At 62.5% G+C, this 14,978-nt stretch carries 13 protein-coding genes and 1 tRNA gene; 7 read left to right on the top strand and 7 right to left on the bottom strand.

Going from position 1 to position 14,978, the window contains the following annotated elements:
* Positions 1 to 36: 36 nt before the first annotated feature.
* From selA to OKW40_RS32390, 3 genes are all read left to right on the top strand, one after another.
* Complete coding sequence (gene selA, locus OKW40_RS32380) at positions 37 to 1,485, top strand: L-seryl-tRNA(Sec) selenium transferase (protein ID WP_184073735.1); 1,449 nt, start codon at positions 37 to 39, stop codon at positions 1,483 to 1,485.
* A 13-nt stretch (positions 1,486 to 1,498) separates the two neighbouring features.
* Positions 1,499 to 3,412 carry a selenocysteine-specific translation elongation factor gene (selB, locus tag OKW40_RS32385; protein ID WP_429493301.1) on the top strand — a complete coding sequence of 638 codons (1,914 nt, stop codon included), beginning with the start codon at positions 1,499 to 1,501 and terminating at the stop codon, positions 3,410 to 3,412.
* Positions 3,413 to 3,461: 49 nt separating this feature from the next.
* Positions 3,462 to 3,557 (top strand) — tRNA-Sec (locus OKW40_RS32390).
* Between the two features lie 254 nt (positions 3,558 to 3,811).
* On the opposite strand, the gene OKW40_RS32395 is transcribed toward OKW40_RS32390, so the two are convergent.
* Together OKW40_RS32395 and OKW40_RS32400 are read right to left on the bottom strand one after the other, a co-directional pair.
* Positions 3,812 to 4,615 (bottom strand): SDR family NAD(P)-dependent oxidoreductase, encoded by an 804-nt coding sequence (locus OKW40_RS32395; RefSeq protein WP_184061986.1) that lies wholly within the window; start codon positions 4,613 to 4,615, stop codon positions 3,812 to 3,814.
* 129 nt (positions 4,616 to 4,744) lie between these two features.
* On the bottom strand, positions 4,745 to 5,548 hold the full coding sequence (locus tag OKW40_RS32400) for an SDR family NAD(P)-dependent oxidoreductase (protein WP_429493302.1): 804 nt from the start codon (positions 5,546 to 5,548) through the stop codon (positions 4,745 to 4,747).
* A 371-nt stretch (positions 5,549 to 5,919) separates the two neighbouring features.
* On the opposite strand from OKW40_RS32400, the gene OKW40_RS32405 reads away from it, so the two are divergent.
* The 3 genes from OKW40_RS32405 to OKW40_RS32415 all read left to right on the top strand — a co-directional run bounded on the left by OKW40_RS32405 (position 5,920) and on the right by OKW40_RS32415 (position 8,414).
* Complete coding sequence (locus OKW40_RS32405) at positions 5,920 to 7,032, top strand: aminoglycoside phosphotransferase family protein (protein WP_184062014.1); 1,113 nt, start codon at positions 5,920 to 5,922, stop codon at positions 7,030 to 7,032.
* Positions 7,033 to 7,261: 229 nt separating this feature from the next.
* The gene (locus tag OKW40_RS32410; RefSeq protein WP_260321270.1) at positions 7,262 to 7,495 is read left to right on the top strand and encodes a hypothetical protein; all 234 of its coding nucleotides are present in this window, start codon (positions 7,262 to 7,264) and stop codon (positions 7,493 to 7,495) included.
* A 43-nt stretch (positions 7,496 to 7,538) separates the two neighbouring features.
* Complete coding sequence (locus OKW40_RS32415) at positions 7,539 to 8,414, top strand: enoyl-CoA hydratase-related protein (protein WP_429493303.1); 876 nt, start codon at positions 7,539 to 7,541, stop codon at positions 8,412 to 8,414.
* 18 nt (positions 8,415 to 8,432) lie between these two features.
* Here OKW40_RS32415 and OKW40_RS32420 read toward each other — a convergent pair whose 3' ends face one another.
* The 5 genes from OKW40_RS32420 to OKW40_RS32440 form a co-directional block, all read right to left on the bottom strand.
* Complete coding sequence (locus tag OKW40_RS32420) at positions 8,433 to 10,229, bottom strand: AMP-binding protein (RefSeq protein WP_429493304.1); 1,797 nt, start codon at positions 10,227 to 10,229, stop codon at positions 8,433 to 8,435.
* A gap of 22 nt (positions 10,230 to 10,251) precedes the next feature.
* The gene (locus OKW40_RS32425; protein ID WP_429493305.1) at positions 10,252 to 11,145 is read right to left on the bottom strand and encodes an alpha/beta fold hydrolase; all 894 of its coding nucleotides are present in this window, start codon (positions 11,143 to 11,145) and stop codon (positions 10,252 to 10,254) included.
* Between the two features lie 48 nt (positions 11,146 to 11,193).
* Positions 11,194 to 12,111: an NmrA family NAD(P)-binding protein gene (locus tag OKW40_RS32430; RefSeq protein ID WP_429493306.1), complete on the bottom strand. Its 918-nt coding sequence runs from the start codon at positions 12,109 to 12,111 to the stop codon at positions 11,194 to 11,196.
* 263 nt (positions 12,112 to 12,374) lie between these two features.
* Positions 12,375 to 13,508 (bottom strand): phytanoyl-CoA dioxygenase family protein, encoded by a 1,134-nt coding sequence (locus tag OKW40_RS32435; protein ID WP_429493307.1) that lies wholly within the window; start codon positions 13,506 to 13,508, stop codon positions 12,375 to 12,377.
* Positions 13,399 to 13,827: a carboxymuconolactone decarboxylase family protein gene (locus tag OKW40_RS32440; RefSeq protein ID WP_008917662.1), complete on the bottom strand. Its 429-nt coding sequence runs from the start codon at positions 13,825 to 13,827 to the stop codon at positions 13,399 to 13,401. Before OKW40_RS32440 ends, OKW40_RS32435 begins: the two co-directional genes overlap by 110 nt.
* A 230-nt stretch (positions 13,828 to 14,057) precedes the next feature.
* Between OKW40_RS32440 and OKW40_RS32445 the strand changes: the two genes are divergently transcribed.
* Entirely contained in the window at positions 14,058 to 14,957 is a 900-nt protein-coding gene (locus OKW40_RS32445; protein ID WP_429493308.1) for a LysR family transcriptional regulator, read from the top strand.
* Positions 14,958 to 14,978: the final 21 nt, after the last annotated feature.

The raw sequence follows: 14,978 nt of genomic DNA on the forward strand, positions 1-14,978 counted from the left end.
ACCGGAGCCAAGTTCAAAACGACATAAGGATTGCTCGTGAGCGATGTGAGCAGCTCGGCATTGCGCGCGCTGATGGCGCGCGTGCCGTCGGTGGACAAGGTGTTGGCGTCGGAAGAGTTCGTGCCGCTCATCGGCGCATACGGCCGCACCCAGGTACTCAACGCGCTGCGCGACGCGCTCGATGCGTGGCGCATCAGCGCGCAATCGGGCGATGCGGCGGCCAACCCGGCGGTGAGCGCGCTCGATACCGCGCAGCTGCATGCGACGGTCGCCGCGGCGCTGCTCGCGCGTAACGCGTCGCGGCTGCGCAGCGTGTTCAATCTGACCGGCACCGTGTTGCACACGAACCTCGGCCGCGCGCTGCTGCCCGATGAGTCGGTACGCGCGGTGATGAGCGCGCTCACGCAACCGGCCAACCTCGAGTTCGATCTTGCCACCGGCACGCGCGGCGACCGCGACGATCTGATCGACGATCTGATCTGCGAGCTGACCGGCGCCGAAGCGGCGACCATCGTCAATAACAACGCCGCCGCGGTGCTGCTCACGCTGTCCGCGCTCGCGGCGAAGAAGGAAGTGGTGGTGTCGCGCGGCGAACTCGTCGAAATCGGCGGCGCGTTTCGCATTCCCGACATCATGAGCCGCGCGGGCGCGAAGCTGCGCGAAGTCGGCACGACGAACCGCACCCATCTGAAGGACTATGAACAGGCGATCAACGCGCGTACCGCGCTGCTGATGAAAGTCCACGCGAGCAACTATGCGATCAGTGGCTTCACGAAGGAAGTCGGCATCGAAGAGATCGCGCCGCTCGCGCACGCGCGCGGGCTTGCGGTCGCCGTCGATCTCGGCAGCGGCACGCTCGTCGATCTCGCCGAATGGGGCTTGCCGCGCGAGCCGACGGTGCGCGAGACCGTCGCGGCCGGCGCCGATCTGGTCACGTTCAGCGGCGACAAGCTGCTCGGCGGCCCACAGGCCGGGTTGATCGTCGGGCGGCGCGATCTGATCGCGAAGATCAAGAAGCATCCGCTGAAGCGCGCACTGCGGGTCGGCAAGCTGACACTCGCGGCGTTGGAGCCTGTGCTCCAGCTGTATCGCGCGCCGGAGAAGTTGACGGAGCGGCTGACCACGCTACGGCTCCTCACGCGGCCCGCCGAAGATATTCACGGCGCCGCGCAGCGCGTGTTACCGGCGCTACAGCAGGCGATCGACGCGCGCTACAGCGTGGCCGCGGAGCCGATGTTCAGCCAGATCGGCAGCGGCGCATTGCCCGTCGACGTGCTGCCGAGCTATGGCCTCGTCATCAGGATGAGCGACGGCAAGCGCGGCGGCCGTCATCTGCTCGCGCTCGAAAAGCAGTTGCGCGAGATGGCGCGGCCGGTGCTCGGCCGGATCGCGGACGACGCGTTGCGGCTCGATCTGCGCTGCCTCGAAGCCGCCGACGAAGCGCAATTGATCGCACAGCTGATCGCGCAACCGAAAAGCAGCTGAAGGACGGGCACGCATGATCGTCGGTACTGCTGGGCATATCGACCACGGCAAAACGAGCCTCGTGAAGGCACTCACCGGCGTCGACACGGACCGGCTCAAGGAAGAAAAAGCGCGCGGCATTTCGATCGAGCTCGGCTACGCGTACGTGCCGCTCGACAATGGCGACGTGCTCGGTCTGATCGACGTGCCGGGCCACGAAAAGCTCGTGCATACGATGACCGCGGGCGCGAGCGGCATCGACTTCGCGCTGCTCGTAATCGCCGCCGATGACGGCGTGATGCCGCAAACACGCGAACATCTGGCGATCGTCGAACTGCTCGGCATCCGGCGCGGCGCAATCGCGTTGACGAAAGTGGATCGCGTCGACGACGAGCGCCTGCGCGAAGTGCGCGATGAAGTGAGTGTGTTCGTCGCTGGCAGCGTGCTGCGCGACGCACCGATATTCGATACCTGCGCGACGCGCGCGAGCGATGCGGGCGTCGCCGCGCTGAACGCGCATCTGCGCGAGCAGGCCGCCGCATGGCGCATGAAGCGCGACGACGGCCTGTTCCGCCTCGCCGTCGATCGCGTGTTCACGCTCGCGGGGCAGGGCACGATCGTCACCGGGACCGTGGTGGCGGGCAGCGTGAGCGTCGGCGACACGATGCTGCTCGCGCCGAAAAACGAATCGGTGCGCGTGCGCAGCATCCACGCGCAGAATCGCCCCGCCGAGACCGGTCGCGCCGGCCAGCGTTGCGCGCTGAATCTGGCGGGCATCGAGAAGAGTGCGATCGAGCGCGGCGACTGGATCGTCGATCCGCGACTGTCGCAAGCGAGCGAGCGCATCGACGTCGCGTTGACGCTGCTCGCCGACGCGCCGCACGCGCTCGAACATTGGGAGCCGCTGCACGTGCATCTCGGCACGCAGCATCAGGTTGCGCATGTCGCGCTGCTCGAAGGCGACACGCTCGCGCCCGGTCAGCGCGCGCGCGTGCAACTCGTGTTCGAGCTGCCGCTGTGCACGGTGCCGGGCGATCGCTTCGTCGTGCGTAACGCTCAGGCCAATCGCACGGTGGGCGGCGGGCACGTGCTCGATGCGTTTGCTCCGGCGCGCAAGCGGCGCTCGCCGGAGCGCTTCGGCTGGCTCGACGCGATGCAGACGCTGCTCGACACCGGCTCACTCGACGCGCTGTTCGCTCGCGCGCCGCACGGTTTGTCGCGGGCGTTGCTGGAGCGCCTCACGGGGATGCCGGCGGCGGCGCTCGCGTTGCCCGCCGCGACACGCACGATCGAACTGCCGGGCCATGACGCGCTGCTGGTCGCGGACGCGACATGGCACACGCTCGAGGGGCGCCTGACGAGCGCGCTCGCGCAATACCACGAGCGCTCGCCCGACGAACTCGGCCCGGACGTTTCGCGCTTGCGGCGCATCGCGGCGCCACTGGTCGACGACGCCCTGTGGCGCGCGCTGGTCGACGATGCGGCGGCGCGTGGCCAGCTCGTCAGACGCGGACCGTGGCTGCATTTGCCCGGCCACGCCGTGACGCTCGACGCCGCCGATCAGGCGCTTGCCGCGACGCTACTGCCCGAGATCGAGGCGGGGCGTTTCGATCCGCCGTGGGTGCGCGAGCTCACGAACGCGCACGGTGTGCCGGAGGAGCGCGTGCGTCAGTTGCTGCGCAAGCTCGCGCGTCAGGGCGAACTGTTCCAGGTCGTGCATGACCTGTTCTACCACCAGCAGGTGATTCGCGAACTTGCGTCGATCGCGGCGGCGGAGGCGCACAAGAACGGCGGCACCGTGGCGGCCGCGCCGTTTCGCGACGCGACCGGGCTCGGCCGAAAACGCGCGATCCAGCTTTTGGAGTTCTTCGATCGGGTTGGGTATACTCGCTTCCACCGTGGCCTGCACCTCGTGCGCACGGATAGCCGCTGGCTCGATCTGCCTTGATCTGGCTGGCGGTCTGTTTCTATCGGGCTCGCGTCATTCAATCACCGTAGGAAGGCATTCGTATCCGGTGGTGCGGCTGGGCTTCAAACCCAGTTGAGGGCGTCAGACGCTCTCGGGTCGGTTCGACTCCGGCTGCCTTCCGCCAGTCATGGCTTCCCGGGTGTTCCGGTACCTTTTAGGTGCAGTCGCGCAATCGGGCAGACGAAGCAGATGTGTGTGAGTCTGCGCAAGGTGACAGGCGCAAACGTGCGCTCGTGGGCCGCGTTGCCATCGGGTCGCACGTTCAGGAACAGTTGTCTTCATGTCACGCCCCGGGGCGTGGGTGGCGCGCGAATCGGCGCGGTCCGCGCAAGGATATCGGTGATGCTCATCGCGAGCGAGCATGGTCGTGGAGTCCGCCTAGCTGACCGTGAAGCCGCCGTCCGCTGCGATGATCTGCCCGGTGACATAGCTTGCGGCAGGGCTTGCGAGAAAGAATACGCTCTGTGCAACCTCGATCGGGGCGGCCATTCGTCCCATCGGAATCCGTCCTGTGCCTACGATCGGCCCTCGAATCTTGAACGTCGCGCTGATGTTCTTGCCGCCCTCGCTGGCCATGCCGCCTGGAAGGATTGAATTGACGCGGATTCCGTCGGCCGCGAACTCGCTGGCCAGTGATCGCGTGATGCTGTCCACGCCGGCCTTCGCGGCGTCGTAATGGGCGTTGACGCCCCACAGCGTGGGTCGAAGCGCGCCAACGGAGGAGATGTTGACGATCGAGCCGCCGCCGTTCGCCTTCATGCGCGTGATAGCCTCGCGGCAACACAGGAACGTGCCCCGCAGCGTGACGTCTTGCATCTGGTCCCATTGTTCGACGGACATTTCAAAGAATTCGGCCTTCGAACGGTGCGCCGCGTTGTTGATCAGAATGTCGACACCGCCAAACTTCGTATCGACGGCTGCGAATAGTGCCTTGACGGATGCTTCGTCGGCCACGTCGACTTGGCATGGCATCGCAATGCCGCCGTCCGCATTGATATCCGACGCTGTTGCAGACGCCGCATCGGGGTTCAAGTCGGCAATCACGACCTTGGCGCCGGCCTCGGCGAGCAGTCGCGCAGTCTCGCGACCGAGACCTTGCGCAGAGCCGGTAACAACGGCGGTCTTGCCCGTGAGATTGAACCTCTGCGCGAGGTGCGCGCCGATCTGTGTTTCACTAAACATGGAATGCTCCGTTTTGAGTGTCGATGATGGTCGCGCTGTTCGGTTCGCTTCAGTCTTGCCGCTCTGGCCCAATCGTTTGTAGTTCATCGGAATTCACCAGACAGTGAAGATGATTGGGTGCGGACGTCTTCAGCTAATCAGAAATCCGCCGTCGAGCGTAATCGATTGGCCCGTCATGTAGCGGCCTGACGGCCCTGCGAGGTACAGCACCGCGGCGGCAATATCGGCGGGATCGCCCCATCCAAGCGGCAGACGTCGCTCCACATCCGTACCGGGTCCCGTGAGCTTTCCTGTTTTCAGGCGAGCCTGCATATCCGGATGAAACTGAACCTTGCCGGGCACTGCACCGGGAAGCACGCAGTTGACGAGAATCTGGTCGCGGGCATAGTCCAGCGCTGCGGAGCGCACTAAACCCGCTACGCCCGCTCGCGTGGCACCGTAGGCGCCATTGCCATTCAGTACGGCATGCGTGGCTCCCATGGTAGTCACGTTCACGATGCGTCCACCCCGGCCTGCGGCGAGCATGTGCTTGATCGCTTCTCGCATGCAAAAGAACACAGACTTCAGGTCGAGCGCCATCACTTCGTCCCAGGCGGCTTCGGAGAACTCCGTAAGCGGCCCGTTATTGGTCATGGCCGCGCAATTGACCACGATGTCCGGGCTACCCCAGGCTGCGCTGACCTGATTGAACAACGCAATCACGGAGGCTTCACGTTCCACGTCTGCCTCGATAGCGATTGCTTCGCCGCCCGCCGAAACAATCTTGTCGACGACCGATTGCATGTGCGCTGCGCTGTGATCGGCGACTACGACCCGTGCGCCAGCCTCGGCCAGTACAGGGGCGATATCGATGCTGGAATTGCATCCCTTGTCAGTCACGACAGCGATTTTTCCGCTGATGCCGAATAGCCGCTCAAGCAAGGATGTGGTCATCGAGTTATCTCCAGGGGGCTGTGTGTCGTTTTTTACGAATTCTAGCGACGACGTCCGACGCGCAATGGTTACCGTGGGGAACAATTAGAGTGAGCTGGTTTCACTAATCCCGCGCTCTAACGAACGGCAGGAATGAAGCGACTCAGCGCGGTGCTAGCGGGCCTCGTCGAAACGATGAGCGAAAATACGCACATCGTTCTAAAAACGCAACGATAATACCAGCCGGGATTTCCCTCGTTGCGGGTCTTCCGACGTGCCGCGCAACATGCGCGTAGAGAACGTCGGTCCGGCAATGATGATGTCGGCACGAACGCACATACAACCTCACAGGAGGCGCCAAGATGAATGTTGCGAAAAGAAGCCCCGCCCAGATGGAATCGCACCGACCGCAGCCAGTTACCGGCACGCTTCCTTTGCAGGTTGAGGACATCACCTCTTCGTGGCTGACGTCGGCGCTCACGCGCAGCCATGAAGGGGTAGCCGTCGAATCACTGGCCATCGACGAGGTGATGTACGGCACGGCTACCAAAGTCAGGGTGCGTCTTGCTTACAACGCGACAGGGGGCGAGCTTCGCTTGCCGGAGTCTCTGATCGTCAAGGGCGGTTTCGTTCCTGAGTACCGGAACCTGAACGCCTACATATACGAATACGAGGCGAAGTTCTTCAAGGAAGTCCATCCCTGCTTGCGTGCAAATGTGCCTGCCTGCTTCTATGCAGAGACCGACAGTCGAAGCGGGCAGTCGATCGTGATCCTCGAGGATCTACGTTCACGGGAAGTGGAATTCTGTCGCGTGCAGCGGACGCTGACGTTTGCGCAGGCGGCGGCAAACCTGGACGCGCAAGCGCGGTGGCACGCGCAGTTCTGGCAATCGCCTGCGCTCGAAAGCGATGGCGAACTGGCGTGGCTCGCGTCGCAAGACCCGCTGCCCGATGGCGAGTCCGGCACCTATCACTGGGGCCAGTTGAAACCCGAGGTGTTCGCCAGCTATACACAGTTGCCGCGCGGGGCCGCCGTGCCAAAGCGGTTTCACGATCGTGACTGGATGGAGCGGGCGCTCCTCGATCTGCGCGCTTTCGACCGCATCGGGCCGATGACGTTTCTCCATGGCGATGTTCACCTCGGAAACCTGTATTTCGACCGCGACGGCACGCCCGGCTTTCTCGACTGGCAGTCATATCGACGCGGACCGTGGGCTCATGACGTCACGTACTTCCTGATATCGGCTCTGGATATCGCGGATCGGCCGAGATGGGAGCGCGCGTTGCTCGAATACTATCTTGAGCGGCTCGCCTTTCACGGCGTCAACAACCCGCCGTCATTTGAAAGCGCGCTAGATGCCTACCGGCGCCACATCGTCTATGGGCTGTTCTTCTGGCTCGTGAATCCGGTGGAGTGGCAGGTCGAAGTCAACAATTGTGCAGTCGCGCCTCGGTTCGCGATGGCGGCACTCGATCACGAGATTCATGACCTCATGGGCCGATAACCCACCAGGCGTTGAGCGACACGCACTTGACGTCGCCACTTCCGCGGGAGTACATTTTTACGATCGATATTCAAAAATGTGAATGGCGGGGAATAGTAAAGGAGGCAAAGCATGTCGGAAATGGTCGCTCGACGCAGCACAACCTGGCCCAGCGTGTATGCGTGGGCAGGGCTCGGTGCGCTTTTCGCTTTTGCACAAATCCGCACCTACGCTGTTTCCATCTGCTTTCGTGGCGTCGGCCTTCCTTCTGCTGAACGTCGACGAAGACGGATATACGGCCATCGAGCGAGGTGTCGATCGTGTCGGTTGCCATCCAGCGGTGCGCACGGCGCTTCGGGTGCTGGCTTTCATCGCGTTTTGCAACATACTGAATCTGGCCTACACGAGCGCGATGGGTGTGCACGCGCTGTATGCCGCTCCGTGGCCGGCGGATATGCCGAGCTGGCTTGCTAACAACCGTTAGGCGCACAGTGCCCGCCATCGTCAAACGCCACAGCGGATAACCGATGACGCATTGCAAGCCGCATCGCTTCGCCGACGTCGAGTATCGTGTAGAAGACGAAATCGCTATCGTCACGATGAGCCATCCGCCAGTCAACGGATTAGGTCTGGGAATCCGTCGCGGACTCGTTGCCGCGTTTGAAGCGGCCCGGTGCGACGTGCGGGTTCGCGCGATCGTACTCAATGGCAGTGGACGCGGCTTTTCCGCGGGAGGTGATATTCGCGAGTTCGGCACTTCCGCTGCCACAGCTTGGCCAGCATTGTCGCTGCACGTTCATGCGGTGATCGAGGCGAGCGACAAGCCGGTTGTAGCCGCTATCCACGGGTTTGCCATTGGCGGTGGTCTGGAAACCGCGTTGGTGTGCCACTACCGTGTGGTCGCGGACAATGCGCAGATCGGTCTGCCCGAATGCAAGCTCGGCGTGATCCCTTTGTCCGGCACGCAGCGCTTGCCGCGTGTGCTGGGCTTCGCGAAGTCGATCGAATTCATTCTTGGTGCTCAAATCGTGCGCGCGGGAACCTTCCGGGGCAGCGCGTTATTTGACCGGATCGTCGATGGCGATGAGCATGAAATGTCGCGCCTTGCGATCGAGCTTGCGCGTGAGAAGATAGGCGGTACATCGTTGCCATTGATTCGCCGGTTGCCATTGCCTGATAGCGATCCGGTTTCCATTGTCGCTAAAGCGCGCTCACGCCTCAGCTGTAGCGATGCAATAGAAAGCCAGTGTCTGGATGCCATCGCCGCCGCGGCCGAGTCGCCCGATTTCGATGCCGGCATGGCCGCAGCGCGTGCGATCTACGATCGGCTCGTTTCGTCCGATCAGGTGTCAATGCAACGAGATCGGTTTTTCAAGTCGCGCCGGGACGGCTCCGCTCGATAAGCACCAACTGATTTGCTACTACGCGGAAAGTTGCTTGCGCAGATCGCCTTTTCGCACCTTTCCCGAAGGCGTGCGCGGCAGCTCTGCAACGATGCAAAGTCGCTCGGGCGTCTTTTGCTTCGCCACGCCCGCGCCGGCAAAGTGGGTCTGGACTGCGATCAGGTCGAGCGACGTGCGTTCGTGCAAGACGACGACCGCACAGACTCTTTCTCCATATCGTGCGTCTGGCTGTGCCACGACGGCGACATCGCGCACGGCCGGGTGAGTGGCAAGTACTCGCTCTACTTCGAGCGACGATATATTTTCTCCTCCGCGAATCACGATGTCCTTCTTTCGGTCCGTGATGGTCAGGCAACCGTTTTCGTCGAGACGGCCGATATCGCCGGTCCGGAACCATCCGTCGTGAGTGAACGCGGCCGCATTGAGCGCCGGGTCGGTGTAGCCGACAAACAGCTCCGGACCCTTGATCAGAATCTCGCCGTCGCGTCCGGCAGGCAGGTCGCTGTCCAACTCGTCGACAACGCGCACCTGCGAGCCGGGTTGAATGCGACCGTCCGTGCAGGCCCGGATATCAAAAGGCGAATCGGCCCAGCCGACACTCACTGTCGAATGCTCGGTCAGCCCGTAGGCGCGGGTTCCCGCGAAGCCGGCCCGATCGGCCATGGCGACGTGCTCGGGCGTGACACCCGTGCCGCCCAGACCGTAAGAAGCGAGGGACGCCAGGCTGCGCCCGTCGCGGCGGGCGGCTTCGAGGAGCCCCTGGAGATGAAACGGTGTGCCGCCCGAGAGGCGCACGCGATACTCATCGACCAGTCGCGCGGCAAGCGAGGCGTCCCATCGGTCCATGAACACCATCTCGGTGCCTGTAATGAATGGACGCAACAGGAAATTGAAGCCTGCAATATGGCCAGCAGGGAAGGGCGTGAGATACGGCCCAGGCCCGTCGATGAACGGAATCTGCCACTCTGCGCCTACTGTGCGATGAGAGTGCTGCACGCCTTTGGGAGAAGCTGTCGTTCCTGACGTGTACAGCAGCAGGCAGATGTCTTCCGACGTTGGCGGGTCAGCAGGGCGTTGTTCATGCGTTGTCGCGGCGAGTCGTTGCAGCGCGCCAAACGTGATGCCGTTCGAGGGCGCCCGATCGCCAACGACGATCACGCGCTCGAGGTCGGGCGTGTCGCCGAGCGCGGCGATACGCTCCAGGTAGTCGGTTCGGGACCAGAAATCGGGCACGCACAGAACGCGGGCGCGGGATTGTCGAAGGATGAAGCCGACTTCGGCGGGACCGTAGATGTGAACGATCGGCACGAGTACCGCACCGATCTCCAGTGCAGCCAGATACAGAAGCGCAGTCTCGCGCTGTGTGGGAAGCTGTATCGCGATCACATCGCCTCGACGCAGACCGAGGGCTGTGAGTGCCTTGCCAATCTCTTTCGCGTCGCGCAGCAGGGACTCGGTGGTGCAAGTGTAGGCACCGGCCTGGGTATGAAAATGGAGTGGCGTCGCGCCGTGCTTTTCGACGGCGCGCGCAATCAGGGCCGCAAGAGGCAAACCGCTCGACCACGGCGCAGTTTTCGATTCGCGCAGATTGGAATTCATGTAGGGCCTGTTCACGCTAATAACGGGCTTGCGCTGGCCGCCAGAAGGGCCGAGCGCAAGGATTGCGACGCAACGAATACTCGACGTATTCGCAAGGAGCATGACGCGGCGATCGGCCCTTCTGGCGGCCAGCGCCTTGAAGGTTTTTTTAAAACAGGGGAACGTGCCTTTGCGCCCGTATTGCGGCGTCGGTCGTCGCTTGTTTGGCTCGGCCAAACGGCGCTCCTCTCTCCTTGCACTACGCGCGCAAAGGCACGTTCGCAAGCCCGTTATTAGCGTGAACAGGCCCTAGCAAGGCTCGCAAGAGACTGACCAGCGCGAGTGGCTGGTCAAGCATCATGTGATGGCCTGCGCGTGGCATCGTGATGGGACCCTTCGCGCCGGGAATCGCAGCTACGATGCGGCGCGCGCGATCGGCGCTGACCACGCTGCTGCACTCGGCGTGCACGTAGCTGACGGGAACCGCGATGCGGGTCAGCAGGTCTTCTTCGCCTTCGACCGGCTGGAGATTCCGCAACTTCGGGTCGAAGCGCCATACCCAGCCGTCGGCGGTTTGACGAAGTGATGTCCGCGCGAGATGCTCGAGCAGCCACGGCTCGCAATCTTGTTCCGGGATGAGTCGAAAGCGACTGAGTGCAGTATGCCAGTCCGGATAGGGGCGGGGCGGCGGGCGTCGTTCCACTGCAGGCAAGGTTTCGCCGCGTAGCATGAAATACGAATCGAGCACGACTGCATGCGAGAGACGATCGGGAAAGGTCGCGCACGCCTGGAGCAGACGCGATCCGCCGAAACTGTGGCCCACCGCGACGCACGGTCCAGAGCCGATTGCATCCACGACAGCGACGAGGTCGCGCACGAAAACGTCGGCGCTGTATTCCTGCCTGTAGGCGCTGTCGCCCATGCCGCGGAAATCCAGAGCAAAGACGCGAAAGCGATCGGTGAAGAAGGGCGCAATGAAGTCCCACCAGTGCGTGTGCCCGAGAAAACCGTGTGCGAAGACAAGTGGCGGCTTACCGGTGTCTGCGGCGTTCCACGAGACATAATGGACAGTCACCCCGCCGCCTTCGGTGAAGTGAGATCGACGCGGCTGGGCCATGGCGTGATCGAACCATGAGGGGACACGATCATTCATTGCGGATTTTCCATTACCTGAGGCTTGCACACGCGGTCCACCGACCAGCTATGCGAGTACGATGTGCTGTCGATTCGCATCGATCCAGTCCACCGTCGGGGTGAGCTGGACACCACGTTTGGAAAGCGAATCGATATCGACGCGGTACCCGACTGCGTTGATCCATTCCTGTGCATTCACCCATCCGGGTGCGAGACCCTTTGCTCGGGCTTCATCCGGTGACACGTGCAAAACGTTGATCTGTGCGCCCAGAACGTTGTTCAGGCGATGCGCAACTTCAGACATCGTGAGCTTTTCCGACGCCAGCGGCACGGTCTCACCGTGCCAGCGTTGCGGATCGTTTAGCGCGCTGGCCGCGAGCGCGCCCACGTCGTCGGCGGCAATCCAGTCGAGTCGGGCGTCGGGTAGCAACGCGCTGAGCAACAAGCCTTCGCGCAGGTGCGGAAACATCGCGCCCGCTTTCGGCTCAGCGAGATTGTCCATCATGAATGCAGGCTGCAAGACCGTCCACGATTCGAAACCCGCGGCGCGAACGGCCTCTTCCACTTCCCATTTGTCCGTCCAGTATTTTCGGTTCCAACGTTTCTCACTCCAGCCAGGAAACGTCTCATGATTGCCGGCCTGCGCCACGGAGGTGTGAACGAACTGCGGGACCTCCGCGTTGCGCGCTGCGTTGACGAGCGCAAAACCCTGGCGGCGCTCCCTGTCGCTGCGATCAAAATCAGTCAGGAGAACGGAGAAGACGGAACCGACGCCCTCCATCGCTTTTGCGAGCAAGTCGCGGTCGTCCAGATCTCCCCGTAGCGCCTGCGCATCCATGTCGACGAGTGCCCGCGCAGCCGGCGAGTCTGGATTTCGTGTCAGGAAGCGTACCTTGCGTCCAGCCGCAAGAAGATGGCGAGCCGCGGCGCCTCCTTGTGCGCCAGTGGCGCCGATGACGAGTACCGCGGCGGATGAATCGATCATGACTTGTCCCGAGGTCGAATGTAGACGTTGGCCAGGCGTGTCACGCCTTGGCGGCTTGCGCGCGATGCCGCTAACCCTGTGACAGCCATTGCAGGCTCGCGGCCTGGTTGTTCACAAGCAACCGTTCCGATATTAGCACGACATTCATAAATCCGCGAGCAAAGGATGCCAGTGATCGATGCTTCAGAATTGCCACGCCAGAGAGCAAGGCGAATGGCGCGAGGCGCAAAGACGAAGCTTCGTCTTTGCGCCTGACACGGCGATCAGTGCTGCGGGCGCAGCGTTTGAACGAGGTCGCCTTCATGTGCAACGATCACCTCGGATCCCGGCTGATAAACGCCGGCAATTTCGTCTCCGCGCAGGCGGTTGCCCTGGAGGCCGCGCAGATAACTCGTATCGTCGAGTCGCAACACATGTTCACCATGCGCGTCGCGCACGACGATCTGGTCCGATGCGATCGACGTCAGCGTGCCCACATAGGGCAGCCGGGGCTCAAACGGGAAACTTCCGCCGTGCGGCAGGATGCGTGTGTCGAGTGACAGACGAAAACGGTCCGAATGATTGCTGAGACCAGAGTGCGGCGTGCGTCGGCTCATCAACAGGACGTCGCCCAAGCGGTAGTTCGTGCGGCGCCATGCGTCTTCTGGCACGCTCGCGAGATCGATAGGAATGATCTTGTCGCCGTCCTTCCTGTGCAGGCACGCAAGCTTATGCAATCCTTCCGCGACGGCCAGTCCGCCGACTTGCGCATCGATATCGCTGAGCGGAATCCAGCAGATGATGAAATCGAGGCGATCGCTGTAGATCGCATCTTCATGAATGAAGTCGAACCGTGTGCGGCTTTTGTCGATAGCGGGCGGCGAGGTGCGGTATTCGGTGAAAGGTATCCAATAAAGCGGTACGCCGAATAGCCGCTGAAAGAATACACGAACCGCGGGGTCTTCCATCACGGTGCGTGCCGCGCGCTGCTCGTTCATCGCCTTCACGGGAAAAAAGCTGAAATTTTCGCGGTCTTTGCCAGTCCATCGCACGTCTCGGTCGTTGCGGTCCACGAAGCCGTTGCTGTCGAGGTGATCGACAAGCAGACCGCGCATGCGCTCCAGCGGCTCGTGGTAGAGAACGTCGCGAAAGAACAGGTAGCCGTCTTCGTTCCAGCGCTCTTGCAACTCGGCGTGATTGCCGAGCAGGTCATTGGAAACGTTGAATTCGCGCATCGTCGGCACGATATCCACGCCTGGTGTGCTCATAAATTGTCTCCTTTGGTCGCGGGGGCGCTCTGATGTCGGCTCACAGCAATCCGCGTTCTTCCGAAGTGCGGGTCGTGGTGTCGATGCCAAGTTCCCGCAGTGTCTCCAGAACGGCCGTGGTCGCGGAGGCGACGGCTGGGAACCCGGCATACGGAAGCGCCTGAATCAGCACCCCTTCGAGTTCGCGTGCGCTCAGACCGTTGCGCACGGCAATGCGGACGTGGTTCTTCAGTTCGAGCGTCTGCCGGCTCGCGATGAGAATGCCCAGCGTGACGAGGCTGCGCTGCTTGCGCTCGAGCTTGTCGTCGCCCCAGACATCCGCGAACGCGTAGTTGATGGCAAGGCGTGAAATGTCGGATCCGAAGCCGGTGGACTCGCTTGCGGCCCGTAAGCCGGCTGCCTTGTCTTCACCCATGATTTCGCCGAATACCTTTAAACCATAGGCAAGTTTTTCTTCGAGGCTCTTCATTTGCGTCTCCTGTTTAACCGCGGCGGCGCGGCTATTGATAGCGGATGCGACTCACCCGAGTCGCCTTGGTCATTGTTCGCATTGTAGAACGACATTCTAAAAATGTATGTTGAACGGTGCTGGACGTCAAGATAGTGCGCACCCGATATGACCAGGGTTCGTCCGTAGTGCACCGCAACGGGACAAAGGCGATATGCTGGGGACACCCGATATCAAAGCCATATCACGTCATGGAATTGCGGCATCTCAGACACTTCGTTGCGGTTGCGGAGACCCAGCACTTTGGCCGTGCGGCTGCGCGCCTGGGCATGGCGCAGCCGCCGCTCAGCCAGTCGATCATGCGGCTGGAGGAGCAGCTCGGTATCAAGCTGCTCGAACGTACACCGCGAGGCGTTTCGCTCACAGCCGCCGGAGCCGCGTTGCTCGCGGAAGCGAAGCCACTGATCGCGCAAGCGGAGCTGGCCGAGCGGCGCGTGCGGCAAGCCGCCGACGAACTGGCGAGCCTGAGCGTAGCGTTCGTGCCGATGTGTGCGCTGCGAATCATGCCGCTAGCCATTCAGGGACTTCGCAAGCAATGGCCGGGCGTTGACGTCCGGTTGATCGAGCGCGGCAGTGCTTTGACCGTCGCCAGCGTGAAAAACGGCAGCATCGACCTGGGCGTGGTAGTCACCAGTTCGGCGGACGTCTCCAGTTTGGAAAGCGTGGTCATCGAGCGTCTGCGTGTGGTGGCCGCGGTTCCGGCGAAGTGGCCCGTGGCGGCGCAGCCTTCAATTCGTATCGCGGATCTCGCGCGATACCCGCTCATCATGTTCCCTCAGCAGATGTCGCAGCCGCTGTTCGCTGCGTTCGAGACAGCGCGCCGCGAGGCGGGGCTGTCGCCGCGGGTGACCCAGCAAGCGCGCCATCCATATACGATGCTCAACCTCGTGTCTCATGAACTGGGCATCGGTCTGATGCTGGACTCGGCGCGATACCTGCCCGTGGAGGGCGTCGCCTTCGTCGACATCGAGGATGTTCCGGCTTCAGGCGAAACTGAGGTGTCGCTGGTGTGGGCCGATAGACCTCACAAGCCCTACCACCGTTCGATGCTCGACATCATGCGCGATATCGCGTCGCCGGCGGCGGGGTGATACGCGCAATCGCACTGCTCG

Source organism: Paraburkholderia sp. RAU6.4a (assembly GCF_050435625.1).
GTDB classification, from domain to species: domain Bacteria; phylum Pseudomonadota; class Gammaproteobacteria; order Burkholderiales; family Burkholderiaceae; genus Paraburkholderia; species Paraburkholderia tuberum.

What these genes read in the sequence shown, in the direction of transcription:
- selB (WP_429493301.1), top strand. Translation starts at nt 1,499, where the DNA reads ATGATCGTCGGTACTGCTGGGCATATCGACCACGGCAAAACGAGCCTC.
- OKW40_RS32395 (WP_184061986.1), bottom strand. Translation starts at nt 4,615, where the DNA reads ATGTTTAGTGAAACACAGATCGGCGCGCACCTCGCGCAGAGGTTCAAT.
- OKW40_RS32400 (WP_429493302.1), bottom strand. Translation starts at nt 5,548, where the DNA reads ATGACCACATCCTTGCTTGAGCGGCTATTCGGCATCAGCGGAAAAATC.
- OKW40_RS32405 (WP_184062014.1), top strand. Translation starts at nt 5,920, where the DNA reads ATGGAATCGCACCGACCGCAGCCAGTTACCGGCACGCTTCCTTTGCAG.
- OKW40_RS32415 (WP_429493303.1), top strand. Translation starts at nt 7,539, where the DNA reads ATGACGCATTGCAAGCCGCATCGCTTCGCCGACGTCGAGTATCGTGTA.
- OKW40_RS32425 (WP_429493305.1), bottom strand. Translation starts at nt 11,145, where the DNA reads ATGAATGATCGTGTCCCCTCATGGTTCGATCACGCCATGGCCCAGCCG.
- OKW40_RS32430 (WP_429493306.1), bottom strand. Translation starts at nt 12,111, where the DNA reads ATGATCGATTCATCCGCCGCGGTACTCGTCATCGGCGCCACTGGCGCA.
- OKW40_RS32435 (WP_429493307.1), bottom strand. Translation starts at nt 13,508, where the DNA reads ATGCCGGGTTCCCAGCCGTCGCCTCCGCGACCACGGCCGTTCTGGAGA.
- OKW40_RS32440 (WP_008917662.1), bottom strand. Translation starts at nt 13,827, where the DNA reads ATGAAGAGCCTCGAAGAAAAACTTGCCTATGGTTTAAAGGTATTCGGC.
- OKW40_RS32445 (WP_429493308.1), top strand. Translation starts at nt 14,058, where the DNA reads ATGGAATTGCGGCATCTCAGACACTTCGTTGCGGTTGCGGAGACCCAG.